The sequence below is a fragment of the Nocardioides sp. Root140 genome (assembly GCF_001426745.1).
Taxonomy (GTDB): Bacteria; Actinomycetota; Actinomycetes; order Propionibacteriales; family Nocardioidaceae; genus Nocardioides.
In genome coordinates, this window is record NZ_LMFI01000001.1 from 1 (window position 1) to 25790 (window position 25790).

The window sequence follows — 25790 nt, forward strand, 5'->3', positions numbered from 1 at the left end:
ACTGGGTTCAACCGGTGGTAGCAACAACTGGGTTCAACCGGTGGTAGCAACACCAGCTTGGTGGAGCAATCGTAGGTGCTCGTCGAGGGCCTCTGCTGGGGTCTTCCATCCGAGGCTCTTCCTGGGTCTGCTGTTGAGTGCAGCTTCGACCGCTTGTGTCTCCTCGTTGCTCCATCGCGAGATGTCGGTGCCCTTGGGGAAGTACTGGCGCAGCAGACCGTTGTGGTTCTCGTTGGTGCCGCGCTGCCAAGGGCTCTGCGGGTCGGCGAAGTAGACCGCGATCCCGGTCTCGATCTTGAACTGCGCGTGCTGGGAGAGCTCCTTGCCGCGGTCCCAGGTCAGCGTGCGTCGCAGTTGCTCGGGCAAGGTCGTCATGGTCTCGACGAGGGCCTCCTTCATGGCCACCGCGCCGTAACCACCCAACGGTGGCCCGTTCTTCGTTGGCGCCACCATCCCGTAACCCTCAGCGCGAGGAAGGTGGACCAGCATCGTGTACCTCGTGCTCCGCTCGACCAGGGTCCCGATCGCGGAGCGGTTCAACCCGATGATCAGATCTCCCTCCCAGTGCCCCGGGACTGCACGGTCCTCGACCTCGGCAGGTCGCTGACTGATCACGACATCGGCGGTGACATGGCCGCCGGGTCTGTTGCGGGTACGTGCCCTGGGCTCACGCAATGCCCGACCGGTGCGCAGACATGCAACGAGTTCGCGCTTGAGGGCGCCACGGCTCTCGATGAAGAGCGCCTGGTAGATCGTCTCGTGGCTACAGCGCATGGACTCATCATCGGGGAAGTCGATAGGAAGTCGGTTCGAGATCTGCTCCGGGCTCCAGGCCTTGCTCCAGCGGCGGTCCTGACGGTGCGGCTTTCTGCGCCCCTTCCACGGTGCGACATCGGGCCCGAGGATCTCCGCGCCGTCGGGTCCGCGGAGCACGCCGGCGAGCTTGTCCTGGACGTAGCCCTGCAGTCGCAGGTCAGCCAACAGCTTCGCAACCTTGGGACGCCGGGCGGCCATCTGGGCCTTCCACTGCGCCACCGATGCGCGATACTCCAGCTTCCCGCTGCGAGTGGCGGCGTTGCGGCGCAGCTCGCGCGAGATCGTCGAAGGATGTCGACCGAGGCGCCTGGCGGTCTCACGGACCCCAAGGCCCTGCGCCTTCAAGATCGCGATCTCTTCCCTTTCAGGAAACGACAGGTACCGGCCCGACGGCGGGGCAAGACTCAGGGGTGGCATGCCGCCACCGTGGCGGAACCATCGGGAGCCGACTGGTCCTGACACGCCCACAGCGGCGGCGGCGTCCTCGCTGCTCATGCCCTCCGCGATCCGCCGCCAGAACTCCTGCTCGACCTGCCGGGGCGGTTGAGGACGACCCGGGGACCGCATCGCTGGCCGGACCGCACGATCTGACGCCTGCTGACGACGACCCATCAAACACCTCCGTGATCATGAGGTGTTGCGACGACCGGTTGAATTCGCCCTGAAATGCCGCCACCGTGGCGGAACCATCAATGCCGCCACCGTGGCGGAACCATCGGGAGCCGACTGGTCCTGACACGCCCACAGCGGCGGCGGCGTCCTCGCTGCTCATGCCCTCCGCGATCCGCCGCCAGAACTCCTGCTCGACCTGCCGGGGCGGTGGAGGACGACCCGGGGACCGCATCGCTGGCCGGACCGCACGATCTGACGCCTGCTGACGACGACCCATCAAACACCTCCGTGATCATGAGGTGTTGCGACGACCGGTTGAATTCGCCCTGGATCCCCGCGTCCTTGTGAGGAAATTCAGTGAGCAGAACTGGGATGCGGTTCATGGAGGTCGCGGCCGCGACCGCGATCGAACGGCTTCTCGCAGAGCGGCTCGCGGTCAAGGACGTCATGCATCTGACCGGGCTCGACCAGGCGACGGTGCGTCGGCTGCGTCAAATCGAGACCGACGACGACGAGCCCGGGACCGAGTTTGTCACCAGCGGCGGAGTCGATACCACCGCCGAGGGTGCCGACGCCGAGGTGGCGTCATGGCGAGCCCGTCGACGGCAACGATCCATACAAGCGGCTCAAGACGGCCCTCAAGACCGATATCGACCGGGATGCCGGGGCCACGCTCGACGCCACCGACTCGCGCCCCTTCTCCAAGCCGGCTACGGGCAAGGTCGCGGCCAAGGTCATCAACGATCACGGCGACGAGGTAATGAAGCTTGAAGTGGAGTGATTGCAGCAGACGCATGCCACCCATCCCGGCACCTCCCGAGACAGCCTGCGCCAGCTGCACCGTCCTGCCCCACGCGATCACGAGGGCGGCGACCGTGCCGAGCTCCGGACTTGACCGGTGGCAAAGCCCATCCCGCGACATAGGGACCCAGCCCGCTTGTCCGGTGACGCTCGTGCGTGACGGCTCAGTGGTTCACATCCACAACGAGCTGCGGTCTCATCGACGCGCCCGTGTCATCGGCGAACTCGTCGGTGATGCGGTCGACAAGCGGCTGCAGGAAAAGGCGTCCGAGCTGCCGCACCATGATGGTGACGACCTGCTCGCCGACGGTGTGCTTCGTCGAGGCGACGCCGGCCTCCCGCAGATCGTCGACCTGCTGGGCGGAGAGCTGGCTGAGCCGGCTGACCAAGTCGACTCGCCCTGCGCTCCCATCGAGGATAGCCCGCCGCAGGTAGTCGACGATCGCTTGGTTGGCCGAGAGCATGGCGGCCACAGCACGGTCGCGTGCCGCCGTGACCTGGCCGGGCGGGCAAGGGCCGAGCGGGACGGACGCGATCGTCTGGGCGAACTGCTCGACGATCGCGAGTTCGACGGCTTCGCGCAGTGCCTCCTTCGTCCCGTAGTGGTGGACGACTAGACCGACCGTCACGCCCGCCGCGGCCGCGACCGCGCGTAGCGAGGTGGCCTCGGCGCCATTCGCCGCGAAGAGATCCAGTGCGGCGTTCCGGATCCGCGCCTTCGCCGTGAGGTCGTCCGCGCGTAGAGCCGCACTGGGCTGTCGTCGCGTCATGTCTCCTCATCCTTCTCGGTCTGCGTTCTCGGATCGGCACGAACGTACTAGTTACCTATTGCACGAACGTACCAGTTGCTATACAACTGTACAAACAGGCAGCGGCCAAAGGAGCAGTAAGTGTCGAGAACGCCAGACGCGACCGCAGTCGCGGGCGTCGGGGTCGTTTCCCTGGCCGTGAACCTCCCCGGACCCTTGGCGGTCGCCCGCCTTGCCTCGATGGGGGCGTCAGCGACCAAGGTCGAGCCGCCCTCCGGAGACCCGCTCCAAGCGGTCGCACCGAGCTGGTACGAGGAGCTCGCCGCCGGTCAGGAGGTCGTCACGCTCGACCTCAAGAGCCCAGCCGGCCGATCAGCGCTGGAGACGCGGCTCGCGGTTGCCGATGTGCTGCTGACCGCGATGCGACCCTCGGCTCTCACGCGGCTTGGGCTTGTGGATAGCGTCGAGCGGCATGGTCTCGTCCTGGTCGAGGTCGTCGGCTACGACGGAGAACGATCGGACGAGGCCGGGCATGACCTGACGTACCAGGCCGTCCAGGGCACGCTCATGCCGCCAACCATGCCCCTCGTGCCGTTTGTCGACGTGCTCGGAGCAGAGCGAGCGGTGACCGCGACACTCGCCGGGCTGCGGCGACGGACGTCAAGGAAGACGGCCGTACGCGAGCGGGTCGTGCTCGACGATGTGGCCTTCCACGCATCGGCCGCGGTGCGCCACGGCCTGACGCGTCCCGGTGACGTCCTAGGAGGGGGCCTGCCCACCTACAGCATCTACGCGACAGCCGACGGGCACGTCGCCGTCGGCGCGATCGAACCGCACTTCGCCCGCCGTCTCGCCGACGCAGTCGGGCGCACGCGTGAGGAACTGATCGCCCGCTTCGGCACCGAGTCCAGCGCCCACTGGGAGTCGCTGGGCCGTTCGCTCGACATCCCCCTCGTTGCCGTCCAAGACCCGCGTGCCGCTGTTCCTGACCCGCCCGTCCCTTTCCACAACCTCGGCTGATCCCCACCCCAACTAGGAGTCTCCCGTGCCCAGCCTCGCCCAAGTCCTCGCCCGGACTGCCAGTCGTGTTCCCCAACGGATCGCCGTCGAGTTCGGTTCGGGTTCGATGACGTACGCCGAACTCGACGCCAGCGTCAACCAGCTCGCGCGTGAGCTGACCGACCGGGGCCTGGCCAAGGGCGACCGTCTACTCCTGCTCTCGGGCAACAGCGGCGCCTTCGTCGTCGCGCTCTACGCCGGACTCCGTCTGGGCGCCATCGTCGTGCCCGTCAACCCGCGGTCGGCGCCGCCCGAGATCGACCACTTCGTCACCGACTCGGGCGCCAGTCTGCTGCTCTTCGGTCCAGAGGTCGTCGAGAACATCCAGGGGCTGGCAGGCGGCGGGGGGCGCGCAGGTAGCATCCCCGCGCTCGCGCTGGGTCGCGCAACGGGTTTCGACGACGTGCTCGCAGCCGCGGCCGTCCAGTCCGCTGAGCCGATCGACGTCGAGGTCGCGGAGGACGACGACGCGCTCATCATCTACACTTCGGGCACGACCGGTCGCCCCAAGGGTGCCCTCTTCGACCAGCACCGCATCCTGTGGGTCGGCATCAACACGGCGATTGGTTTAGGACTTCATGAGGGGGAGCGGATGTTGCACGTTGCTCCCCTGTATCACTCAGCGGCCCTCAACATGCTTCTGATCGGCGGGATGATGTATGGCGCGACGCACGTCATCCTGCCCCGCTTCGACCCGGAAACGGTGCTCGAGATGCTCGAACGCGAGCGGATCACCCAGTTCTTCGGCGTCCCGACGATGTACACGTTCCTGCTGCGCACCCCGTCGATCGCGACACGCGACCTGTCGAGCCTGCGTGTCTGCTTGTACGGCGCTGCTCCGATGCCGGCGACGACGGCTGAGGCGCTCGTGGCGGCGCTGCCGGGCGCGTCGATCATCCAGGCATGCGGCCAGACCGAGGGCGGGCCGGGGGGCATCCTCCTGCAGCATGACGAGGTGCTCGCGCGACCGAGCGCGAGCGGTCGCAGCGCCATCGCCAACACCGAGGTGCACATCGTCGACCTCGACGGCAACGACGTGGCGCCCGGCGGGGTCGGCGAGATGATCATGCGCGGCGAGACGATGATGAAGGGCTACTGGGGCAACCCCGAAGCGACGGCGGAGACCGTCCGAGACGGCTGGGTGCACACCGGCGACATCGCCAGCATCGACGAGGACGGATACATCACGCTGGTCGACCGGCTCAAGGACATGATCATCACCGGTGGCCGCAACGTCTATTCGGTCGAGGTCGAGAGCGCCCTGGCCGGTCACCCAGCGGTCGGGGACATCGCCATCGTCTCGCGACCGAACGAGGAGTACGGCGAGAGCGTCGTGGCCGTCGTGACCCCACGGGACGGTGCGACGCTCACCTTCGAGCAACTGCGCGAGTACGGCCAGCAGTGCCTCAGCAGCTACAAACTGCCCCGCGAGCTCATCATCATCGACGAGATTCCCCGCAACGCCTCCGGCAAGCTCCTCAAGCACCAGATCCGGGCGAAACTGAATGCCTGACACCCCGAGCGACCTGGGCAGTGGGTCCACCGCCAGGGCGCCGACGGCGCCGTCGACCCTGCGCCTCACCGTGGACGGACCCGTCGCCACGGTCGAGCTGACCCGGCCTGAGCGCCGCAACGCGCTGAGCCCTCACTCGGCGCAGGATCTGCTCACAGCTTTGGCCGACGTCGCGCGGGACGACGACGTTCGTGTCGTGGTGCTCACCGGCGCGGGGGGCAACTTCTGCGCCGGCGCCGACCTCATCGACCTCGACCCCGGCCGACTTGGCGAGGCCATGGTCGAGTTCAACAAGATCGTTCCTGTCCTGCGCAACTTGCCGCAGCCGGTCATCGCCAAGGTCCGTGGCGCCGCGGTCGGCGCCGGCTGCAACCTGGCCCTCGCCTGCGACTTCGTCGTCGCCGACGAGACGGCGCGGTTCACCCAGAACTTCGCCCGGCTCGGCCTGTCCATCGACCTCGGTGGCAGCTGGGTCCTGCCCCGGCTCGTCGGACTGCGGCAGGCGCGCGAGTTGGCCCTCCTCGGGGACGACCTCGACGGGCCCACCGCTGCTCAGGTCGGACTCATCGCACGCTGCGTGCCATCGGAGGAGCTCGATGACGCGGTCACCGCCCTGGCCCGACGCCTGGCCGGCTCCTCCCGCCCTGCCCAGGCACGCACCAAGCACCTCCTCGACGCCACGTGGACCGCGGCCCTCACCGAAGCGCTGGCCCGCGAAGCCGAAGCCCAGGTCGCCAACGTGTCGACGCCCGAGTTCCACCAAGCCCTGAACGCCTTCCGCACCCGCCACCAAGGAGCCCAACCATGACCCGTGAAGCAGTCATCGTCGACGCCGTCCGCACACCGGTCGGCAAGCGTGGCGGCCAGCTGCGCGACTGGCACCCCGTCGACCTGCTCGCGCACACCCTCGCCCACCTCGCCGAGCGCACCGGCCTCGACCCAGACCGACTCTCCGACGTCATCGTCGGCTGCGCCCTCCAGCGCGGTGAGCAGAGCGGCAACGTCGCCCGCAACGCCCTGCTCGGTGCGGGCCTGCCCACCGCCGTGCCCGGCACGACCCTCGACCGACAGTGCGGGTCCGGCCAACAGGCGGTCCACTTCGCGGCCCAAGCGATCAAGTCCGGCGAGTACGACTTCGCCATCGGCGCCGGCGTCGAGTCCATGAGCCGGGTCGACCTCGGTCCGCTCTTCGTCCCCGGCGGCGCCCAGGGCGACTGGTACGGCGAACGGGCCCTGGCGCGCTTTGACGGCAACCTGCCCGCCCAAGGACCATCAGTCGAGCTCGTCGCCACGAAGTGGGGTTTCACCCGTGAGCAGCTCGACACCTTCAGCGTCCAGAGCCACCGCCGCGCCGCCGCAGCGACCGACGCCGGGCACTTCGCCTCCGCGCTCGTGCCCCTCGACGGCGCGGCCAAAGACGGCTCCACCGCCCCGATGACCCGGGACGAGGGGATCCGGCTCGACATCGCCCCCGCGCGGGTCGCCGCCCTGCAGCCGGTGTTCTCCCCGGACGGCGTCATCACCGCCGGCAACGCCTCGCAGATGAGCGACGGAGCGGCCGCCCTCCTGGTCGCCGAACGCGCCGCCGCTGAGGCGGCCGGACTGCGACCGCGGGCCAGGGTCGTCTCCATGGCCGTCGCCGCGGACGACCCGGTGCTTCAATTCACGGCCATCATCCCAGCCAGTCAGAAGGCCCTGGACAAGGCCGGCCTCACCGTCGGCGACATCGACCTCGTCGAGGTCAACGAGGCATTCTCGCCGGTCCCGCTGCTGTGGTGCGAGGAGTTCGGCTACCCGGAGGACCAGCTCAACGTCAACGGCGGATCCATCGCCATCGGCCACCCGCTCGGCTCGACCGGCGCGCGCCTGCTGACCCAGCTCGTCAACGAGCTCGAGCGCCGCGAGGCCCGCTACGGCCTGCTCACCATCTGCGAGGGCGGCGGCATGGCCAACGCCACGATCATCGAACGCATCGCCTGAGGAGCAACAACATGGAGATCAGCAACCACACCTTCCTCGTCACCGGAGGCGCATCCGGGCTCGGAGGCGCGACCACCGCCGCCCTACTCGAGCGAGGCGCGCACGTCGTCGTCGCCGACCGCGCCGGGACAGCGCCCGCCGGCGCCGTCTTCGTCGAGACCGACGTCACCGACGCCGGCGCGGTGGCCCACGCGGTCGAAGTCGCCAGCCACCAGCCGGGACCGCTCTGCGGGGTGGTCAACTGCGCCGGAATCGGCGTCGCCCAAAAGGTGCTCGGCAGGTCCGGGCCGCACCAACTCGAGGACTTTATGAAGGTCCTCGATGTGAACCTCGCCGGTACGTTCAACGTGATCAGGCTCGCCGCCGCCGCGATGAGCGACGCCGAGCCTGGCCCGAGCGGCGAGCGTGGTGTGATCATCAACACCGCCTCGGCCGCCGCCTTCGACGGCCAGATCGGCCAAGCCGCCTACTCGGCCTCCAAGGGCGGAGTCGTCGCCATGACGCTCCCGATCGCCCGCGAGCTTGCGCGGTACGGGATCCGGGTGGCAACCATCGCGCCGGGGCTGTTCCTCACCCCCATGATGGGCGTGCTGCCTGAAGCCGCCAGGGAGTCGCTTGGCCAGCAGGTGCCCTTCCCGGCGCGGCTCGGCGACCCGTCCGAGTACGCCGCCCTCGCAATCCACATCATCGAAAACCAGATGGTCAACGGCGAGGTGATCCGTCTCGACGGAGCCCTGCGCATGGCCGCCCGCTGAACAGGAGACCGTCATGACTTCCCCCTTCACCACCCGCCCCCTCGTCACCGGCTACCCGTCGACCATGGGGGACGACGTCCAGCTGAACACGACCACGCTCATCCTGCACGCCGCACGCACGCATCCCGAGCGCGAGATCGTCTATCGCACCCCGGAAGGGGGCTGGGACCGCTACACCTACGCGGCGGCATACGAGCGCGTGATCCGGGGCGCAAACGCGCTGCGCGCTCTTGGCGTCCAGCCCGGGGACCGTGTCGGCGTCCTCGACTGGAACAGCCGCCGCCACTACGAGCTCTACTGGGCCATCCCGGGCCTTGCCGCCGTGTTGGTCCAGCTCAACCTCCGCCTCGGGCCAGAGGACCTGTCATTCGTGATCGACGACAGCGGCACGTCGGTCATCTGCATCGACGAGACGCTCCTGCCGGTCGCCGAGGCCGTTGCCCACCTGCTGCCCGGAGTGCGTGCATGGGTCGTGATGACCGACAAGCCGCTCTCACAGGTCGAGACCAGCCTGCCCAACCTGCACCACTACGAGGACCTCGTCGCCGCGGCCAGCCCGCACCTGGTCTGGCCGGAGATCGACGAGCGCTCCGCGTACAGCGCGTGCTACACGACCGGCACGACCGGGCGACCCAAGGGCGTCTACTACTCCCATCGGGCGATCTACCTGCACTCGTACGGCATCGCCACGAACATCGGGATGGTCCTCGACGACTGCACCATGCTCATCACTCCGATGTTCCACGGCCAGGCGTGGGGCCTTCCCCAGGCAGCGACGCTGATGGCCAACAAAATCGTCCTACCCGGCCGCTATATGGCCGAGGACACCAAACCGCTGACCGACGCGATCATCGCCGAAGGCGTCACCGTCACCAACGGCGCACCTGCAATCTTCCTGCCGATGTTGCATTACATCGAGAGCCTCGACGAGAAGCCGGACCTGTCCCGGCTGCGGATGATGTCTGGAGCCACCGAGCCGCCGCTGACGATGATGCGCGGCTTCCGAGACCTGACCGGCGCCGAGATCGTCCACGCCTACGGCGCGACCGAGACCACCCCGCTCGTGACGATGAACCGCTACAAGCCGAGCGTGCGCGAACGCCTGAGCGAGAACGAGCTCTTCGAGCTCAAGCGCAAACAGGGCCTGCCCGTCACGGGCGTCGACGTCCGGCTCATCGACGGCACCGGCAACGACGTCGCATGGGATGGCGTCACCCAGGGGGAGATCTGCATGCGAGGCCCGTGGGTCACCAGGACCTACCACAACATGCCAGAGGACGACCGAGCCGGCCGGTTCCACGACGGCTACTGGCGAAGCGGCGACGTCGGGACGATCGACGCGGATGGGTACCTGAAGGTGACCGACCGGGTCAAGGACGTCATCAAGAGCGGCGGTGAATGGATCTCCTCGATCGACATGGAGAACCTGCTCCTCAGCCACCCGGCTATCGCCGAAGCCGCGGTCGTGGGACTGGCACACCCGAAGTGGCAGGAGCGGCCCTTCGTCCTCATCGTCCCCAAGCCCGGGCAGGAGATCACCCTCGAGCAGGTCCGCAGCCACCTGTCTAGCGCATTCGCCGCGTGGCAGCTGCCCGATGCCATCGAGATCGTCGCCGAGATCCCCCGTACGAGCGTCGGCAAGTTCGACAAGAAGCAGATCCGCTCGGCATACGCCGCCGCCTACGAGGGTGAGCAGGCCGATGCCTGAGCAGCTCGTGTCCGCCGAAGCCCACGGTACGACCCTGGTTCTCACCCTTGACCGGCCCGCCGCCCTCAACGCGTTGAGCCGCACACTCGTCGACCACCTCGCTGACCGCCTCGAGGAGGCCGCCGTCGACAACGCCGTCCGCGCGGTTGTCGTGTCCGGATCGGACAAGGCATTCTGCGCTGGCGCGGACATCGGCGAGATCCCCGGCATGGTCAACGCCTCCCCGCTCGACGCGTTTCCGTTCGACCGGCTCTTCGAGACCGTGGCCTCCCTGCCCGTCCCGACGATCGCCGCGGTCCGCGGCCTCGCCTTCGGCGGCGGCTGCGAGCTCGTCCTCGCCTGCGACACCGCCGTCGCAGGGCGCTCGGCCCGCTTCGCCGTCCCCGAGGTCAAACTCGGGGTGATCCCCGGCGCCGGCGGCACCCAGCGCCTGGTCCACGCCATCGGCAAGGCCAAGGCCATGCGGATGCTCCTCACCGGCGCGCCAGTCGACGCCGAATGGGCCTACACGGCAGGCCTCGTCGCCGACCTCGTCGACGACGGCCAGGTACTCGACCGCGCGCTCGAGCTCGCCGCCCAGATCGCCGCCAACGCTCCCCGAGCCGTGGCGTATGCCGCTGACTCGGCCCGGCGGGTCCACGACCTGCCGCTTCAACAAGGACTCGCCCACGAGCGGCGCAACTTCCTCCTCGCGCTCGGCACGTCCGACGCTGAGGAAGGGATCAGCGCTTTCACCGACCGACGCACGCCCGCCTTCACCGGCAGATAAGGACGACCCGATGATCCTGGACGACTACCGGTCACCCTGGCTGACCGAGGAACTCGACGACCTGCAGCAGCTCACCCGCACCTTCCTCGACAAGGAGGTCGTGCCGAACCAAGCCCGGTGGGCCGAGCAGCACATGGTCGACCGCGACTTCTGGCGCGCGGCCGGACGCGCCGGTCTGCTGTGTATCAGCATCCCCGAGGAGTACGGCGGCGGCGGCGCCACTTTCGCACACGAAGCGATCATCGCGGCCGAGCAGGCCCACGTCGCCGACGACGCCTGGGCCAACAGCGTGCACAGCACCATCGTCGCCCACTACGTCAACGCCTTCGGCACGCAGGAGCAGAAGCTGCGCTGGCTACCCGGCATGGCCTCCGGTGAACTCGTCGCTGCGATCGCAATGACCGAACCGACCACTGGCTCGGACCTGCAACGGGTCCGCACCCGCGCCGTACGCGACGGCGACGGCTACGGCTACATCATCAACGGCTCCAAGACATTCATCTCCAACGGAACCCACTGCGACGTGCTCATCATCGTGGCCCGCACCAGCGACGAGCCCGGCGGCCGAGGCCTGTCCCTCATCGTCGCCGAGACGCAGGACCTGCCGGGCTTCGAGCGCGGCCGGGTGCTCGAGAAGATCGGCATGCACGGCCAGGACACCCGAGAGCTGGCGTTCGTGGACATGCGCGTGCCTGCCGTCAATCTCCTCGGGGGCGTCGAGGGCCGCGCCTTCCAGCAGCTCATGGAGCAGCTGCCCCAGGAACGGCTCATCATCGCCGTCACGGCGGCAGCCGCGGCTGAGACGGCTGTAAGGCACGCGATCGCCTACGCGAAAGAGCGAGAGGCCTTCGGGGAGACGCTCCTGTCGTTCCAGAACACCCGATTCGTCCTTGCCGAGTGCGCTGCTGACGCCCTCGCCGCGCGCACCCTCGTCGACAGCTGCATCACCCGGCACGTCGCCGGCGAACTGGACGCGGCCGGTGCCTCCCTCGCGAAGTTCTGGTGCACCGACATACAGAACAAGGTGGTCGATCGCTGCCTGCAGGTCTTCGGCGGCTACGGCTACATGATGGAATACCCGATCGCCCGGATGTTCGCCGCCGCCCGCGTCCAGAAGATCTACGGGGGAACGAACGAGATCATGAAGGAACTGGTGGCCAGAGCCCTATGACGTGCTCCGACGTTGAGACAACGCACCCGTGCTCCTGCCCGCTGAGGACATGCCCGTCGGGCAAGACATCGACTGCGGCCCCTATCAGGTCACGGAGAACGAGGTCGTCGAGTTCGCCTCGGCCCGGGCCCCGCAGTACGTCCACGTCGATCGCGATCTCGCCGCGCACACCGACGTCCGCGCACTGGATCGCCAGCGGTCTGCACACGGCCCGGATCATCCAAAGGGTTCGCAGCGACCGGCGTGTACCAGCGGCACGGCCTCGTCGCGGGCGAGGACATCCACGACATACGCTTCCTTCGCCGCAGCGCGCCGGTGACGTGGTGACGTGCTCGATCGTCGTCCAGCCCGTCGTGACGGTTCGGACGGGGTCCATGACATGACGACGCCAACGACACCGACCCACCGGGCGATCTCGGCCGACTCCGGCACGCACTGGACCGCGGAGGGCGCGTGGCAGGTCGCTGAGGGCATCCACCGAATCCCGCTGCCGCTGCCGATGGACGGCCTGCGGGCGGTCAACGTCTACGTCATCGACACCGATTCCGGCCCCATCCTCGTCGACGGCGGCTGGGCGATTCCCGAGGCCCGCGAACTGCTGGACCGCTGCCTGCGCTCGCTCGGCTACGGCTTCGGCGACATCGATCGGTTCCTCGTCACCCACATTCACCGCGACCACTTCACGATGGCCTCGGTTCTCGGCCGGGAGTACGGCGCCGAGGTCATACTCGGCGAGCCGGAGCGGCCCGCGCTGGAGCTGCTGCTCACTCCCGACACCAAGCGCAACCCGTTCCACGACGTCCTGGTCACCGCCGGAGCGCGTGACGTCGCCGAGGCCTGGGTTGAGGCCGGCCCAGGCGAGATGCCGGACTTGTCGATCTGGGCGCTCCCGGACAACTGGCTCGAGGGAGACCTCACGGTCGACCTGGGCACGCGGGTGCTGGACGCCGTACACACGCCCGGCCACACTCCCGGCCACTACGTGTTCGCCGAACAGGCGGCCGGGCTGCTCTTCGCCGGCGACCACGTGCTGCCGACGATCACACCGTCGATCGGTCTCACCGTGCCGCCCGCTGATGAGCCGCTCAGGGACTTCCTCACCTCGCTGGCCAAGGTACGCGCCTTGCCCGACCTCCAGCTCCTGCCTGCCCACGGGCCGATCGCGCCGTCGACCCACGCACGGGTAGACGAGCTGCTCATACACCACGAGCAGCGGCTCGAGCTCAGCCTCGCTGCCCTCGCCCGTGGTCCGTCGACCGCGAAGGGCGTCGCGACCCACCTCGGCTGGACCCGCCACGAGCACCCGTGGGACCAGCTCGACATCTTCAACCAAGGCATGGCCGCGATGGAGACTAAGGCCCACCTCGACCTCCTCGTCGCCCGCGGCCAGGCCACCGCCACCCCAACCTCCGGCGGGGTCGTCTACACCGTCAGCCCTCGCCGACCAGTTTCCATGGGCTTCCCCTCGTAGCGTGGAGCATCGCCACAAACGATGAGCCATGGCCAGGTACCGAAGTTCGACGAACTTCGAGCAGGGCGCGGTCCGGCTGGTGCTCGGAACCAGGAAACCGATCGCGCAGGTGGCCCGGGAGTTGGGGATCATCGAGGGACGTTGGGGACCTGGGTGGCCAAGGCCCAGCCGGGGAGGTCACGCGAGAACGCGCCGTTGAGCGAGTCCGAGCGCGCGGAGATGCAGCGCCTGCGCAGGGAGATCATCGATCTTCGGCCAGCGTGATGTGCCCAAGCGCTTGGTGGCCCACTGGGTGCACGAGGCGATGTGCTGGTATCCGTGGCCGGATCTATCGCCGCCCAGAGGGCGAACCACGGCGTGCTGCCGTCGGCGACTACGCGTCGGGCGTTTCTCGGCGTTCGCAGGGAAGGTTCTACGAGTGGCGCGACGGCGACCGTTCGGCGCAGGAGAGAACACCGTCGCGGCGATGATGCCCGAGCTCGGGCTGGCCGCCGGGCGTCGGCGGACCACTCGTCAGCGTCGGAATCGGTGGCGGGCACCAAACCTGGAGCGGTCGGGACTTCGGCACCGATCGGCTCAACCACAAGAGGTACGGCGACGGCACGGAGATCCCCACCGACCTGGGCAAGCTCTACCCGTCCGGGCACAGCTGGCTCAGGCACCGTCTTGGTCGATTGCCGGAAGGGGACCCGACAGCATCACCAGCACTTGGTGCGCCAGGTCCTCGGGCGTGGTCGATCCCAGTGGGTCGTACCACCGGAAAAGGCTGGTGAGCATGGTCAGGGTTAGGTTTGCCAGGACCGTGCCATCCGCTTTCGGCTCGAGTCTCTCGCTCTTGCGGTAATCATCCAGGAGCTCGGCGAAATCGCGGGTAACGGTGTGGGACCAGGATCGGAAGGACTGGAGCGCCAGCTCCGACAACTCCGGTTGCTCACCCCAGACAGTGGCGTAGAAGACGCGTTTGCTGGACGCTGACTCGATGTGGAGCTTGACGACCGCCCGAATCTTCTCGCGGGGCGAGAGGTTGCTGGTGAGCAGGTCCTGCAACTTCTCGCTGAGCTCCTCCGTGACGTGCGCCACCATCTGGTCCAGGAGCCACAGCTTGCTCTCGATGTACTTGTAGATCGTCGGACGGGAGATCCCGGCCTCGAGGCAGATGTCGTCGATGGTCGAGCTTCGGTAGCCCTTGGTCTGGAACACGCGAGCGGCGGCTTCAATGATGTCAGCCGTGGTCGTCGCCCGTTGCCTGGCCACACGTGCTCCCTCCGGATCCGGACGGCTGCAGGCTACTCCACCGGTGTCTCGAGGCCCGTGCGGTGCTGACATAGCTCTCGAGGCGCAGAGTGAGGACCGTCTTGCCGTGCTGATTCTCCAGGCGGCCCTCCACCTCGAGTTTCGCCATGCCGTTGCGCGGGGGACAGGCGCCGTTGACACGGACCCAGCCGGTCAGGACGTCCCCAGGGAAGACCGGCCGCGGCAGCACCATCTCGCGGATCGCACGTCCCGCCACGACGGCCCAGGAGGAGTACGCCGCGTCGACGGCGAGCCGCTGGAACACTGCAAAAGTGTGGAGCCCGCTGGCGATCACACCGCCGAAAGGACCCCCGTCGCCGACGTGGATTGGAAGCGGGTCCCACCGCTGCGCGAAGGCGCGGATCTCCGACTCGGTCATGGTGACGGGGCCGAGCGAACTCAGTACGCCGACCCGCGCGGCGAGGTCTTCGGCGTACAGCAGACCGTCCTGGATCGGAGCTGGACCTGCACTGCTCATCGACGTGGGCACCTTTCTCGAACGAGGTCGTGCTCGACCTTGACGTACGTGAAGACTTGCCTAGACTAACTGATGAGTTAATCCGGCGGAAGGCGTCAACATGGCTCACTCAGCCCCCACCATCCCGGCCGCCTCGCGCGGAGCGACGTATAGCGACCTCATCGTCGAGGCGTTTGAGCGCTTCGCGGACAACGAGGCGTTCGTGCTCGGCGAACAGCGCATGACGTTCGCCGAAGCGGCCGACTCCATGAGCCGCATACAGCAGCTGCTCGTCGACCGCGGAATTTCCCATGGGTCTGGCGTGGGGGCGCTCAGTGTCAACCTCCCCGAGGTCTGGCTGACCCAGGCGGCGACCTACCTCATCGGCGGCCACTACACCGGCCTCCACCCGATGGGGTCCGTCGAGGATCACGTCTGGATCTGCGACGACGCCGAGATCGAGGTCCTCATCGTCCATCCGACATTCGCGGAGGTGGGAGCCGCTGTCGCCGAACGCTCCAAGACGGTGAAGCACCTGCTCGTGTTCGGTGAGTCCGACGCTGGGCAGGACCTGTTCGAGCTGATCGAGGGCTACGACCCGAAGCCGCTCGAGCCGGGCCCGGCCGGCCAGGAGGACCTCGCCTGGCTGCAGTACACGGGCGGGACCACCGGCACGCCGAAGGGCGTCATGCTCTCGCACCGAGCGATGGCCGAGCAGTGCAAGGCGGTGCTGACGAGCTGGCAACTCCCCGCCAAGCCCCGCTACCTGGTCGCACCGCCGATCACGCATGCCGGGGTGCTGCCGCTCTTCCCAACCCTGGCCCGCGGCGGCACGGTCATCTTGCTTCAAGGCTTCGAGCCGAAGTCCTTCGTGCAGGCGATTGAGAAGGAGCAGGCCAACTGCACCTTCGCGGTGCCGACAATGATCAACGCCCTGCTCGACCACACCACATCGGAGGACGCGGACCTGAGCTCGCTCGAGACCTTCGTTTATGGCGCAGCACCGATTTCGCCCTCCCGGCTCACCCAGGCCCTGAACCGGTTCGGGCAGAAGTTCGTCCAGTGCTATGGTCAGACTGAGTGCGTCGGCGTTACGACGAGCCTCCTACGTGAGGAGCACGACCCGGTTGGGCGTCCGGACCTGCTCAGTTCGTGCGGGCGTCCGGTCATCGGCACCACGGTGACGATCGTCGACGAAGCCGACCAGCCGGTCCCTGATGGGATTCCCGGTGAGCTCTGTGTCCGCTCGCCAGTCATCATGTCCGGCTACTGGAACCGGCCCGACTTGACCGAGGAGACTCTGCGCAATGGGTGGCTGCATACCGGGGACATGGCGATGCGTGACGAGCAGGGCTATCTCCACATCGTGGACCGCAAGAAGGACATGGTGATCTCAGGCGGGTTCAACGTCTATCCGAAGGAAGTCGAGGACGTGATCGCGGCGCATCCCGACGTCGCCGCGGTGGCGGTCGTAGGCATGCCGGACGACAAGTGGGGCGAGGCGGTCACCGCGTTCATTGTCCTCCACGAGGGAGCCGCCATCGACAAGGCCGTGCTCAAGCGGCTCGTGCGCGACGCGAAGGGCGCGCACCAGGCGCCTAAGGAGATCCACCTCGTCGACGCGCTGCCCGCCACCCTCGTCGGGAAGATCGACAAGAAGCGTCTGCGCGCCATGGGTGCAGAGATCGGCGCCGAGGGTGGGGATCGATGAGCGCAGTGACGCAAGCCGCCGTCACTCGTATCGACAAGGGCCCCGTGGCCTGGTTGTCGCTCAACCGGGCCGAAGCGATGAACGCCCTTAGCGAGCGCGTGCTCGATGCACTTGCCGCCCATCTGGCTGACATCGAGGACGAGCGGGACGTGCGTGTCGTGGTCGTCACGGCGACGGGCCGTGCCTTCTGCGCCGGCGCAGATCTCAAGGAGGTGCTGGGCCCAGACGGCAAGGTGGATCCCGTTCGACTGCTCGCCTTCGAGAAGGGGGCGGCCGAGACCTTCGCCATGCTCGCCTCGCTGCCGAAGCCAGTCATCGCTGCGCTGAACGGGATCACGATGGCGGGTGGACTGGAGCTTGCGCTGCACTGCGATCTAGTCGTCGCCTCGGCCGACGCGCGCCTCGGCGACGGCCACATCAACTACGGCCTCCTCCCCGGCGCCGGCGGCGCAGCCCGGCTGCCACGGGTGGTCGGCCCCACCCGCGCCAAGTACCTCGCCTTCACCGGTGAGCTGGTCACTGCGAAGGAGGCGCAGGCGATGGGCCTGGTCAACGAGGTCGTCCCGGCCGACCAGCTTGTGACGCGAGCCGAAGAGCTTGCCACGACGATCGCGCGGCGCAGCCCGAGCGCGTTGCGCCTGTTCAAGCAGGCGATCGACGACGGCCTCGACCAGCCGCTCGCCAGCGCCTTGCGGCTCGAGCGACTCGTCACCGCCGAGCACCTGCACAGCGGTGACGTCGACGAGGGGCTCAGAGCCTTCGCCGAGAAGCGTGCGCCGCTGTTCAAGACGACGTCGGGAGGCACCAGATGACGGACCATGACGAGCTCGCTGACTTCCGCGACAGCGTTCGCGCGTTTGCGCGCAAATCCTTCCTCGAGGGGTATCTCGAGCGCGCTCAGGGTGCCCCCTACCCGCGAGATACCCTTATGGACCTCGGAAGGAATGGGTTACTCGGCCTTTGCGTCCCCGAGGAGCAGGGAGGTCAGGGATCGGACCTGCAAGCCCTCGGCATCGCCTGCGAAGAAGTCAGCTACGCCGACGCTGCCTGCGGCTACCAGGTGTTCGCCAACAACGTCACGGCCGACCTGCTGGTCAAGTCCGCTTCGGAAGAGGCAGTCCGCCGCTGGCTCGGACCGGTGATCGCAGGGGAAGCAGTCTGTGCCATCGCACTCACCGAGCCCGCGTCCGGGTCCGACGCCCAGGCGCTGAGCGCCAAGGCCGTTCCCGTGGACGGCGGCTGGGAGCTGTCGGGTGAGAAGACCTCGATCACCCAGGGGCCCGATGCAGACCTCGCGATCATCGTCGCGCGTCAGACCGACACGGGACGCATCAGTGCGTTCGTCGTGCCCATGGACTCACCCGGCCTGTCCGGCCAGCGCTTCGCCGACCCTGGATTCCGGCCGGTCGGCCGCGGTTCGATCGCCATGGAGGGTGTCTTCGTTCCGCACTCGCACCAACTCGGTCAGGGCGGCGAGGGGTTCGCAATGATCATGAACGAGTTCGACCTGACGCGCACCCTCATCGCGTTCATGGTAGTCGGCATCGCCCAGCGGGCCATCGACCTGACCATCGAGCACATCAAGACCCGCACGAGCTTCGGCAAGCCGCTGAGCCACTACCAGGGCGTGACCTTCCCGATCGCCGAACACCTGACGTACCTCACTGCCATCCGAGCCCTGGCCACGTCCACGCTCGAGGCACGCAGCAACGCAAGGCCGCACACCGTCGAGGCGGCAATGCTCAAGTGGTGGGCACCCCAGGTCGGCTTCCAGGCGGTGCAGGACTGCATCGTGCTCCACGGCCATGTCGGCTGGTCGGAGGAGATGCCGCTGCAGGCATTGCTGCGCGACGTGTCCGGCTTCCAAATCGGTGACGGCACGCCACAGATCCAGAAGCTCATCATCGCCCGGTCCGCCATCGGCCGCGAGGTCATGGGCCGCTGAACCGGCACCGAGAACCACAACGCTCCCAGGAGAAGCCGTGAAGATAGAGAACGCCGTAGCCATCGTGACCGGTGGCGCCTCCGGCCTAGGTGAGGCCACCGCCCGCCGCCTGCTCGAGCTCGGAGCCCGGGCAGTCGCCGCGTTCGACCTCAACGACGAACGCGGAGCCGCCCTCCGCGCCGAGCTGGGGGAGCGCTACCGCTACCTTGAGGTCGACGTCAGCCAGCTCGACCAGGTCGAGATGGCCGTGGCGGCCGTCGAGTCCGAGCACAGTGCCGTCCAGGTCGTGGTGAACGCCGCCGCCGTCGCCGCCCCCGCCAAGCTCCTGTCCAGCCGCGGACCGCTGCCTATGGAGGTCTTCGACAAGGGGATCAAGGTGAACCTCTACGGCCCGATCCATGTGATGCGCAGCGTGGCCCCCGGCATGGCGGCCAGCGAGCCTACCGCCGGCGGGGAACGTGGTGTCATCATCAACGTCGCGTCCGGCGCGGCGTGGGAGGGCCAGATCGGGCAGATTGCCTACAGCGCCTCCAAAGCCGCCCTCGTCGGCCTGACGATGCCGCTGTTCCGTGAGCTCGCCCAGCACGGAATCCGTGTCATGACGGTAGCGCCCGGTGCCTTCGACACGCCGATCTACGACCAGGTCCCTCCCGCCCTGAAGGCGGAGCTCGCCGCCCAGTCGCTCTTCCCACGGCGCATGGGCGAGCCCGCGGAGTTCGCGATGTTGATCGAAGAGATCGTCCGAAACCCTATGCACAACGGCCGTTCGATCCGGCTGGACGCCGGGATGATCCTCCCGCCGAGCTGACCCGTCCTCCCATGGACCGCGACCTAGAACCAGGAGCATCGACGTGACCAACCCCGTTCCCCTGCGCGAAGGACTCTTCCGCGAGACAGCGGCAGGCCCGACCCTGCTCGCGAGCTGCTGCACCGCGTGCGGCCACACGTCGTATCCGCCCGCTCCTCGCTGCCTCGACTGCGGCAGGGAAGCGCAGGAGCCCGTGGAACTCGGCTCAGACGGCGAGCTGCTCTGCGCGACCGTCGTGCACATGGGCAACCACCGCTACCCACCTGGCTACACCGTCGGCTACGTGACCATGCCCCACGGCGTGAGGGTCTTCGCCCAACTCGCGATCTCCGCCGGCGAGGACCTTCCGGCGCCCGGCACACCGATGACGCTCGAGATCGTGCCGATGTGGCGTGAGCAGGAGCAGGACGTGCTCGCCTACCGCTTCGTCCCTGCGCCCGGAAAGGAATCCGCCCATGCGTGAGGTCTTCGTCCTCGGAGTGGGACAGAGTGACTTCGGCAAAATGCCCGAGCGCAGCATCGCCGACCTGGGAGGCCAGGCCGCCCGCGCCGCGATCGCCGACGCAGGCATCAACTCCGCCCAGATACAGGCCGTCTTCTCCTCCCGGGTCTACGACGCCATGATCACCAGCCAGACCATCATGAAGGACCTCGGCGTCACCCGCGTCGAGATGGTCAACGTCGAGAACGCGTGCGCGGGTGGATCGACAGCGATCCGCAGCCTCTACAAGGACATCGCCGCCGGCTTCGTCGACCTCGGCATCGCCATCGGTGTCGAGTCGATGACCACGAGTCCGATCGCCGGGAAGCTGATCCCGCCGGACAGGGACGACCTCGACGGTCAGCTCGGACTCAGCATGCCCGTACTGTTCGCGCTTCAGGCGCAACGTCTCATGGCGACCCACGGCGCGACACCTGAGGACTTCGCCCAGGTGTCGGTCAAGGCGCATGACTTCGGTGCCCTGAACCCGCGAGCGCAGTACCAGAAGCGCTTCACCGTCGAAGAAGTACTGGCCTCCCGGATGATCGCCGACCCCATCACGCTGCTCCAGTGCTGCCCCAACACCGACGGGGCTGCCGCCGTGGTCATGGCGTCCGCCGACGTGGCGAAGAAGTACGCCGAAGCACCGGTCCGCGTCGCTGGATCAGCGCTGATCTCGGGCGACTACGATTTCCGGCGCTCCGACATCACGACCCTCGAGCTCGGTGCGCGGGCGGCGGCCCTCGCCTACGAGCAGGCCGGTGTGGCGCCCTCCGACGTGGACGTCGTCGAGTTGCACGACGCCTTCGCGAGCGAAGAGATCGTCCACTACGAGGACCTGGGGCTGTGCGCGCGCGGTGATGGCGTGGGTCTGCTGCGCTCCGGCGCCACCTCGTTAGGCGGGCGCATCCCCGTGAACCCGAGCGGTGGGCTGCTGTCCCTCGGCCACCCGCTGGCCGCATCCGGCGTCCGGGTCATCTGCGACATCACCGACCAGCTGCGCGGGCGCAGCGGAGCCAGCCAGGTACCTGGCGCCAAGGTCGGCCTTGCCCAGATGCTGGGTGGCGTCGCCACCGGGCTGGACGCGGCAGCCGGCAGCGTCCACATCCTGACGGTCTAGCAGGTTGGAACGTAGTTCGCGAGTTGGAAGTCGTGTTATCTGCTCGATGCGTCTCGGCGGACGGTCGTGGGGATCCCTGTCGTGTGGGCACGACGACCGGGAGGCCGCCGGGTGCTCGGTCGGCTAGCTGTGTGTCCTTCCCAGTTCTCGATGCATGGCTCAACTCAACTGAACACTGGCTGGTGCACCCCGGGGGACTGCCCCCGGTTTGATTGACACCCAATCATTGTCCCGTTCAGGTTCACACAGGGCGCAGCCAGCCGCAGGCCGCCGGTACCGTGACAGGCACGGATGGCCTGCTGGGTACCCCTCGTCCCCCGACGTCGTCCCCCGATTGTTCTCGACTGTGGGAGTGAATCGCCCCGGGTTTCGTGGAGGCTCGATTACTTGGATCCAGTCCCGGTCGGGACGAGTTCTTGAGGGTAGTGCTCCGGGGGTGATGCTGGCCCAGTGGTTGCCTTCGAACTCGGCGGGCGGGACAAGTCCGAGCTCGCCGTGCAGGCGCCTGTGGTTGAACCAGTCGACGTATTCGGCGACCGCGATCTCGACGTCGCCGACGTCTTCCAGCCGCCCTTCGGCCGCATGACCGGGTTGCGGATGCACTCGGTCTTGAACAGCGAGTTGAGCGCCTCTGCCATCGCGTGTCGTAAGAATCGCCCCGCGATCCGACCGACGCGACGGCCTCTGCTTCCGCGAGTCGCTCGGTGTAGCGAATCGCTCGAACCAGGTTCAACCGGTGGAAGCAACACCGCCTTGGGAAAGCAACTGTAGGTGCTCGTTGAGGGCTTCGGCCGGCGTCTTCCCTTCCAGGGTTTTGCGGGGTCGGTTGTTGAGGGCTGTTTCGACGGCCTGCATCTCGTGCGCTCCCACCGGGACAGGTCGGTGCCCTTGGGGAAGTACTGGCGCCGCAGGCCGTGTGGTTCTCGTTGGTGGCCCGCTGCCAGGGCGAGTGGGGGTCGGCGAAGTAGACCGCGATCCCGGTCTCGCTCTTGAACTGGGCGTGTTGGGACAGTTCCTTGCCGCGGTCCCAGGTCAGCGTGCGACGCAGCTGCTCTGGCAGGGTCGTCATCGTCGTGGCGAGGGCGTCCTTCATCGCGACCGCGCCGTAGCCGCCCAGCGGTGGACCGTTCTTCGTGGGCGCAACGATCCCGTAGCCCTCGGCACGGGGCAGGTGCACGAGCATCGTGTACCTGGTGGTGCGTTCGACCAGAGTGCCGATCGCGGAGCGGTTCAGCCCGATGATGAGGTCGCCTTCCCAGTGACCGGGCACCGCGCGGTCGGCAGCCTCGGCGGGCCGCTGGCTGATCACGACGTCCGCGGTGACGTGGGCGCCGGGCGTATTGCGTGATCTGGCCCGGGGCACGCGCAGCGCCCGACCGGTGCGCAGGCAGGCGACCAGCTCGCGTTTGAGCGCGCCGCGGCCCTCGATGTAGAGCTCTTGGTAGATCGCCTCGTGGCTGATCCGCATGGACTCATCATCGGGGAAGTCGATCGGGAGCCTGTTGGCGATCTGCTGCGGACTCCACGCCAACGCCCAACGGCGGTCTTGACGGTGCGGCTTGTTCCGCCCCTTCCAGGGCGCCACGTCCGGCCCGATGATCTCCACGCCATCTGGTCCACGGAGCACACCGGCGAGCTTGTCCTGGACGTAGTCGCGCAGCCGCGGGTTCTCGACGAGCCTCGCGGTCTTGGCGCGCTTGGCTGCGCTCCGGGCCTTCCACTGCGCCACCGAAGCGTGGTACTCCACTTTCCCGCTGCGGGTGGCGGCGTTGCGTCGCAACTCGCGCGAGATCGTCGAGGGATGCCGACCGACCCGCCGGGCGATCTCGCGCACCCCTTGGTCCTGCGCCCTCAGGATGGCGACCTCCTCCCGCTCAACGAACGACAGATACCTGCCTGACGGTGCGGCAAGAGTGATCGGTGGCATCCCGCCACCGTGGCGGAACCACCGCGACCCGACCGGGCCTGACACGCCAACAGCGGCCGCGGCGTCCTCGCTGCCCATCCCTTCGGCGATCCGCCGCCAGAACTCCTGCTCCACATGCCGGGGGTGGATACGGACGCCCAGGCGACCGCATCGCCGGCCGCACCGCACGATCCGCATCCTGTTGTCGACGAACCACCGAACACCTCCATGCAGTCGAGGTGTTGCGACGACCGGTTGATTTCGCCCGATACTCCACGGTCGCTGTGATGGACCAAGCCGGTGACATCCTGCCCGGCCCGTTGCCGGTTCCAAAGGCCCATGTCGAGGGCGTCCAACGCCAGGTCGGTGCGCAGGCTGGTGGACACCTGCCAGCCGACGATCATTCGGGCGAAGACATCGAGGACGAACGCGACATAGTCCAGCCAGCGTGGGTCCTGACGTAGGTCAGGGGTCGGCCACCCACAGCTGGTTCGGTGCTGTCGCGACGAACTTCCTGCTGACAAGGTCCTCGGGTCGTTCGGTCTCAGCGCCGTCGCCGAGGGTGGTCTTGCGGGTCTTCTCCCGCGGGATCCCGCGCAGCCCCTCAGCCCTCATGAGTCGCTCGACGGTGCAGCGGGCGACCTTCACGCCCTCGCGGTTGAGCTCGGCGTGGATCTTCCGCGCGCCGTAGACCCCGAGGTTGGCCTTGTGGGCGACCTTGATATCCTCGACCAGTTCGGCGTCGCGGATCGCACGTGCCGACGGCGGCCTGGTCTTCGCGGCGTAGTAGCTGCTCCGGGCGATCGTGAAGCCGGCCTTCTTCAGCACGGCACAGATCGGCTCGACCCCGACCTCGCGCCATCGACCACGTCGTGGCGATGAGCCTCGATGTAGGCAACTACCTGTTCGTGGGGCGGTCGAGCTCCGCCGCGAAGAAAGCCGAAGCCGTCCTCAGAATGTGGTTGGTCCGACGCAACTCGCGATTCTCCCGCTCGAGCTCGGCCAACCGATGCCCGTCGCTGGTCGTGGTGCCGGGCCGGACACCACCGTCGGCCTCGGCCTGCCGGACCCAGTTGCGCAACGTCTCGGGGTGCATGCCGAGTTGCTCGGCCACACGATTGATCGCACCGACCTTGGTCTCGGGATCTTGCCGGAGCTCGACGGCCATCCTCGTGGCCCGCTCACGCAGCTCGTCGGGGTCCTTCCTGGGTGCTGCCATGACTCTCATCCTCCATGGATTGAGAGAGCCTCCATCAGACCCAGGGCTATTCACCCCCGACCTTGAAGACGGGTTGTGCAGTGCAGCGGGTGCCGCTAGGCAGCTGGGTTTGACTACTCAAGACCCAGGTGATGACCGAACGCCGTCGGTCGCCAACCGAGCACCGCAAGCACGGCGCGTCACTCCGCAACTGGCCTATCCCGGGGACTGCTGTCGAAGGACCCGCAGTTCGTCGACAAGGTCAAGGACGTCGTCGGGCTCTACCTCGCCCCACCTGAACGGGCCGTGGTGCTGTGCGTCGATGAGAAGTCCCAGATCCAGGCGCTGGACCGGACCGCACCGATCTTGCCGATGTTGCCGGGGACCCCGCAGCGCGCCACCCATGACTACACCCGCCACGGCACCTCCAGCCTCTACGCCGCACTCGACATCACCACCGGCAAGGTCATCGGCCAGCTGCACGCCCGGCACCGGGCGATCGAGTTCAAGAAGTTCCTGACCACGATCGACAAGGAGGTTCCCGACGACCTCGCAGTGCACCTGGTGATGGACAACGTCTCGACCCACAAGACCCCCGTGATCCAGCGCTGGCTGGTCGCCCATCCGCGCTTCGTGGTGCACTTCACCCCGACTTCGAGCTCGTGGCTCAACCTGGTCGAGCGCTGGTTCTCCGAGCTGACCACCAAGAAGCTCCAGCGCGGCGCGCACACGAGCGTCCGCGCCCTCAACAACGACATCCGCGGCTGGATCAAGACCTGGAACGAGAACCCCAGGCCCTACGTCTGGACCAAGACGGCCGACCAGATCCTCGACTCCATAGCCCGCTACTGCACGCGAATCAACGACTCAGGACACTAGGCGATGTCACGCACCGCGTTGACGACGTGGCGTCACTCACGGTCCGCACCGCGACGACTCGGCCTGCTCGCTTCCAGCTGCGGTAGGTCCGCGGCGATCTGGCAGCCCTGCTCGCGCAGGGCCCGGCAGATCGACTCGACCGCGTGGCCCTGGCTTCTCATCGTGTCAATGAAGCCCATGATCAGCGGTTGCGGGTTCTTGATGTGAGGCACTACAGGTCCCAGTCCGCGCGGATCAGGCGCGATGCCGCCGCGCGTACACCCGAGGCGTTGTTCTACAAGATGACGAAGTCGTCGTGCTGCTCAACTGTGAAGTCGGTCCAGCGTTGCACCCCGGGCTGGTCGCCCAGGTTTGGCGGCTGCGCCGAGAGCATCTCACCGCCGCGCGCGCATGAGCTCGATGGTCCGTTCGGCGAGTTCCGCCTTCGGGTCGCAGTCCGCGGTCTTGGCGTCAGCGGCCGAAGGTGCCGCACCCTCGTCGTCCCATGTCGCCCAACGTGCCGGTGTTTGAGGGCCAGATTGCCCTCGAGTCTTCCTGCGATGAGGTCCAGCTGTTGGAGTGGCGTGGTTCCTAACAGCGCGACCTGAG

Annotated in this window: 22 protein-coding genes and 4 pseudogenes; 17 read left to right on the forward strand and 9 right to left on the reverse strand. The window is 67.7% G+C overall.

Translation table 11 applies throughout. The features are described 5' to 3' along the window. Positions 1 to 33: 33 nt before the first annotated feature. Together ASD30_RS00005 and ASD30_RS27360 are read right to left on the reverse strand one after the other, a co-directional pair. The gene (locus ASD30_RS00005) at positions 34 to 1428 is read right to left on the reverse strand and encodes an IS30 family transposase (RefSeq protein ID WP_082563432.1); all 1395 of its coding nucleotides are present in this window, start codon (positions 1426 to 1428) and stop codon (positions 34 to 36) included. 79 nt (positions 1429 to 1507) lie between these two features. Next, positions 1508 to 1705: pseudogene (locus tag ASD30_RS27360) on the reverse strand (IS30 family transposase); the annotation flags it as partial. A 288-nt stretch (positions 1706 to 1993) separates the two neighbouring features. On the opposite strand from ASD30_RS27360, the gene ASD30_RS00010 reads away from it, so the two are divergent. Then, positions 1994 to 2209: a hypothetical protein gene (locus ASD30_RS00010; protein WP_056675100.1), complete on the forward strand. Its 216-nt coding sequence runs from the start codon at positions 1994 to 1996 to the stop codon at positions 2207 to 2209. 184 nt (positions 2210 to 2393) lie between these two features. On the opposite strand, the gene ASD30_RS00015 is transcribed toward ASD30_RS00010, so the two are convergent. Further along, complete coding sequence (locus ASD30_RS00015) at positions 2394 to 2999, reverse strand: TetR/AcrR family transcriptional regulator (RefSeq protein ID WP_056675103.1); 606 nt, start codon at positions 2997 to 2999, stop codon at positions 2394 to 2396. A gap of 120 nt (positions 3000 to 3119) precedes the next feature. On the opposite strand from ASD30_RS00015, the gene ASD30_RS00020 reads away from it, so the two are divergent. From ASD30_RS00020 to ASD30_RS00065, 9 genes are all read left to right on the forward strand, one after another. Then, a complete protein-coding gene (locus ASD30_RS00020; protein ID WP_056675105.1) occupies positions 3120 to 3998 on the forward strand; it encodes a CoA transferase in 879 nt (292 codons plus the stop codon). 25 nt (positions 3999 to 4023) lie between these two features. Next, positions 4024 to 5550, forward strand: coding sequence for a class I adenylate-forming enzyme family protein (locus ASD30_RS00025; RefSeq protein ID WP_056675107.1), 1527 nt, complete (start codon positions 4024 to 4026; stop codon positions 5548 to 5550). Further along, positions 5543 to 6358 (forward strand): enoyl-CoA hydratase/isomerase family protein, encoded by an 816-nt coding sequence (locus ASD30_RS00030; protein WP_056675110.1) that lies wholly within the window; start codon positions 5543 to 5545, stop codon positions 6356 to 6358. Before ASD30_RS00025 ends, ASD30_RS00030 begins: the two co-directional genes overlap by 8 nt. Next, positions 6355 to 7530 carry a thiolase family protein gene (locus ASD30_RS00035; protein ID WP_056675113.1) on the forward strand — a complete coding sequence of 392 codons (1176 nt, stop codon included), beginning with the start codon at positions 6355 to 6357 and terminating at the stop codon, positions 7528 to 7530. Before ASD30_RS00030 ends, ASD30_RS00035 begins: the two co-directional genes overlap by 4 nt. A gap of 11 nt (positions 7531 to 7541) precedes the next feature. Continuing rightward, on the forward strand, positions 7542 to 8285 hold the full coding sequence (locus ASD30_RS00040) for an SDR family NAD(P)-dependent oxidoreductase (protein ID WP_056675119.1): 744 nt from the start codon (positions 7542 to 7544) through the stop codon (positions 8283 to 8285). Between the two features lie 13 nt (positions 8286 to 8298). Then, positions 8299 to 9993 (forward strand): long-chain-fatty-acid--CoA ligase, encoded by a 1695-nt coding sequence (locus ASD30_RS00045; RefSeq protein WP_056675121.1) that lies wholly within the window; start codon positions 8299 to 8301, stop codon positions 9991 to 9993. After that, positions 9986 to 10762, forward strand: a complete 777-nt coding sequence (locus tag ASD30_RS00050) for an enoyl-CoA hydratase-related protein (protein WP_056675125.1) — start codon at positions 9986 to 9988, stop codon at positions 10760 to 10762. The genes ASD30_RS00045 and ASD30_RS00050 overlap by 8 nt, the downstream gene beginning before the upstream one ends. A gap of 10 nt (positions 10763 to 10772) precedes the next feature. After that, a complete protein-coding gene (locus ASD30_RS00055; RefSeq protein ID WP_056675128.1) occupies positions 10773 to 11933 on the forward strand; it encodes an acyl-CoA dehydrogenase family protein in 1161 nt (386 codons plus the stop codon). A gap of 379 nt (positions 11934 to 12312) precedes the next feature. Further along, the gene (locus tag ASD30_RS00065) at positions 12313 to 13404 is read left to right on the forward strand and encodes an MBL fold metallo-hydrolase (RefSeq protein WP_056675134.1); all 1092 of its coding nucleotides are present in this window, start codon (positions 12313 to 12315) and stop codon (positions 13402 to 13404) included. Between the two features lie 654 nt (positions 13405 to 14058). Here the strand turns inward: ASD30_RS00065 and ASD30_RS00070 are convergent. Together ASD30_RS00070 and ASD30_RS00075 are read right to left on the reverse strand one after the other, a co-directional pair. After that, complete coding sequence (locus ASD30_RS00070; RefSeq protein WP_056675137.1) at positions 14059 to 14658, reverse strand: TetR/AcrR family transcriptional regulator; 600 nt, start codon at positions 14656 to 14658, stop codon at positions 14059 to 14061. Further along, complete coding sequence (locus ASD30_RS00075) at positions 14627 to 15175, reverse strand: MaoC/PaaZ C-terminal domain-containing protein (RefSeq protein ID WP_056675141.1); 549 nt, start codon at positions 15173 to 15175, stop codon at positions 14627 to 14629. The genes ASD30_RS00070 and ASD30_RS00075 overlap by 32 nt, the downstream gene beginning before the upstream one ends. 100 nt (positions 15176 to 15275) lie before the next feature. Here ASD30_RS00075 and ASD30_RS00080 point away from each other — a divergent pair, with 100 nt between their 5' ends. Genes ASD30_RS00080 through ASD30_RS00105 form a run of 6 tightly spaced genes read left to right on the forward strand, consistent with a single transcriptional unit; the run spans position 15276 to position 21219 of the window. Next, a complete protein-coding gene (locus tag ASD30_RS00080) occupies positions 15276 to 16865 on the forward strand; it encodes an AMP-binding protein (RefSeq protein WP_056675143.1) in 1590 nt (529 codons plus the stop codon). Continuing rightward, entirely contained in the window at positions 16862 to 17677 is an 816-nt protein-coding gene (locus ASD30_RS00085; RefSeq protein ID WP_056675146.1) for an enoyl-CoA hydratase/isomerase family protein, read from the forward strand. Before ASD30_RS00080 ends, ASD30_RS00085 begins: the two co-directional genes overlap by 4 nt. Then, complete coding sequence (locus ASD30_RS00090) at positions 17674 to 18810, forward strand: acyl-CoA dehydrogenase family protein (protein ID WP_082563434.1); 1137 nt, start codon at positions 17674 to 17676, stop codon at positions 18808 to 18810. Before ASD30_RS00085 ends, ASD30_RS00090 begins: the two co-directional genes overlap by 4 nt. Positions 18811 to 18847: 37 nt before the next feature. Beyond that, positions 18848 to 19618 (forward strand): SDR family NAD(P)-dependent oxidoreductase, encoded by a 771-nt coding sequence (locus ASD30_RS00095; RefSeq protein WP_056675152.1) that lies wholly within the window; start codon positions 18848 to 18850, stop codon positions 19616 to 19618. 43 nt (positions 19619 to 19661) lie between these two features. After that, entirely contained in the window at positions 19662 to 20081 is a 420-nt protein-coding gene (locus ASD30_RS26300) for a Zn-ribbon domain-containing OB-fold protein (RefSeq protein ID WP_162250900.1), read from the forward strand. Beyond that, positions 20074 to 21219, forward strand: a complete 1146-nt coding sequence (locus tag ASD30_RS00105) for a thiolase family protein (RefSeq protein WP_056675159.1) — start codon at positions 20074 to 20076, stop codon at positions 21217 to 21219. Before ASD30_RS26300 ends, ASD30_RS00105 begins: the two co-directional genes overlap by 8 nt. Before the next feature lie 729 nt (positions 21220 to 21948). On the opposite strand, the pseudogene ASD30_RS25840 reads toward ASD30_RS00105, so the two are convergent. From ASD30_RS25840 to ASD30_RS00115, 3 genes and pseudogenes are all read right to left on the reverse strand, one after another. Then, positions 21949 to 23297 (reverse strand): annotated as a pseudogene (locus tag ASD30_RS25840) (IS30 family transposase). Between the two features lie 293 nt (positions 23298 to 23590). Further along, positions 23591 to 23953, reverse strand: a complete 363-nt coding sequence (locus ASD30_RS00110; protein WP_162250901.1) for an IS3 family transposase — start codon at positions 23951 to 23953, stop codon at positions 23591 to 23593. 70 nt (positions 23954 to 24023) lie between these two features. Then, positions 24024 to 24344, reverse strand: a complete 321-nt coding sequence (locus tag ASD30_RS00115) for a transposase (RefSeq protein WP_056675162.1) — start codon at positions 24342 to 24344, stop codon at positions 24024 to 24026. Positions 24345 to 24554: 210 nt separating this feature from the next. Here ASD30_RS00115 and ASD30_RS00120 point away from each other — a divergent pair. Next, positions 24555 to 25202, forward strand: a pseudogene (locus ASD30_RS00120) (IS630 family transposase); the annotation flags it as partial. On the opposite strand, the pseudogene ASD30_RS26305 reads toward ASD30_RS00120, so the two are convergent. Next, positions 25202 to 25396: pseudogene (locus ASD30_RS26305) on the reverse strand (IS3-like element ISPfr13 family transposase); the annotation flags it as partial. The pseudogenes ASD30_RS00120 and ASD30_RS26305 overlap by 1 nt on opposite strands. Between the last annotated feature and the right edge of the window lie 394 nt (positions 25397 to 25790).

Bases quoted from the DNA above. Each gene is read 5' to 3' on its own strand.
- ASD30_RS00005 (WP_082563432.1), bottom strand. From the start codon at position 1,428: ATGGGTCGTCGTCAGCAGGCGTCAGATCGTGCGGTCCGGCCAGCGATG.
- ASD30_RS00015 (WP_056675103.1), bottom strand. From the start codon at position 2,999: ATGACGCGACGACAGCCCAGTGCGGCTCTACGCGCGGACGACCTCACG.
- ASD30_RS00030 (WP_056675110.1), top strand. From the start codon at position 5,543: ATGCCTGACACCCCGAGCGACCTGGGCAGTGGGTCCACCGCCAGGGCG.
- ASD30_RS00035 (WP_056675113.1), top strand. From the start codon at position 6,355: ATGACCCGTGAAGCAGTCATCGTCGACGCCGTCCGCACACCGGTCGGC.
- ASD30_RS00040 (WP_056675119.1), top strand. From the start codon at position 7,542: ATGGAGATCAGCAACCACACCTTCCTCGTCACCGGAGGCGCATCCGGG.
- ASD30_RS00045 (WP_056675121.1), top strand. From the start codon at position 8,299: ATGACTTCCCCCTTCACCACCCGCCCCCTCGTCACCGGCTACCCGTCG.
- ASD30_RS00050 (WP_056675125.1), top strand. From the start codon at position 9,986: ATGCCTGAGCAGCTCGTGTCCGCCGAAGCCCACGGTACGACCCTGGTT.
- ASD30_RS00055 (WP_056675128.1), top strand. From the start codon at position 10,773: ATGATCCTGGACGACTACCGGTCACCCTGGCTGACCGAGGAACTCGAC.
- ASD30_RS00065 (WP_056675134.1), top strand. From the start codon at position 12,313: ATGACGACGCCAACGACACCGACCCACCGGGCGATCTCGGCCGACTCC.
- ASD30_RS00075 (WP_056675141.1), bottom strand. From the start codon at position 15,175: ATGAGCAGTGCAGGTCCAGCTCCGATCCAGGACGGTCTGCTGTACGCC.
- ASD30_RS00080 (WP_056675143.1), top strand. From the start codon at position 15,276: ATGGCTCACTCAGCCCCCACCATCCCGGCCGCCTCGCGCGGAGCGACG.
- ASD30_RS00085 (WP_056675146.1), top strand. From the start codon at position 16,862: ATGAGCGCAGTGACGCAAGCCGCCGTCACTCGTATCGACAAGGGCCCC.
- ASD30_RS00090 (WP_082563434.1), top strand. From the start codon at position 17,674: ATGACGGACCATGACGAGCTCGCTGACTTCCGCGACAGCGTTCGCGCG.
- ASD30_RS00105 (WP_056675159.1), top strand. From the start codon at position 20,074: ATGCGTGAGGTCTTCGTCCTCGGAGTGGGACAGAGTGACTTCGGCAAA.
- ASD30_RS00115 (WP_056675162.1), bottom strand. From the start codon at position 24,344: ATGGCAGCACCCAGGAAGGACCCCGACGAGCTGCGTGAGCGGGCCACG.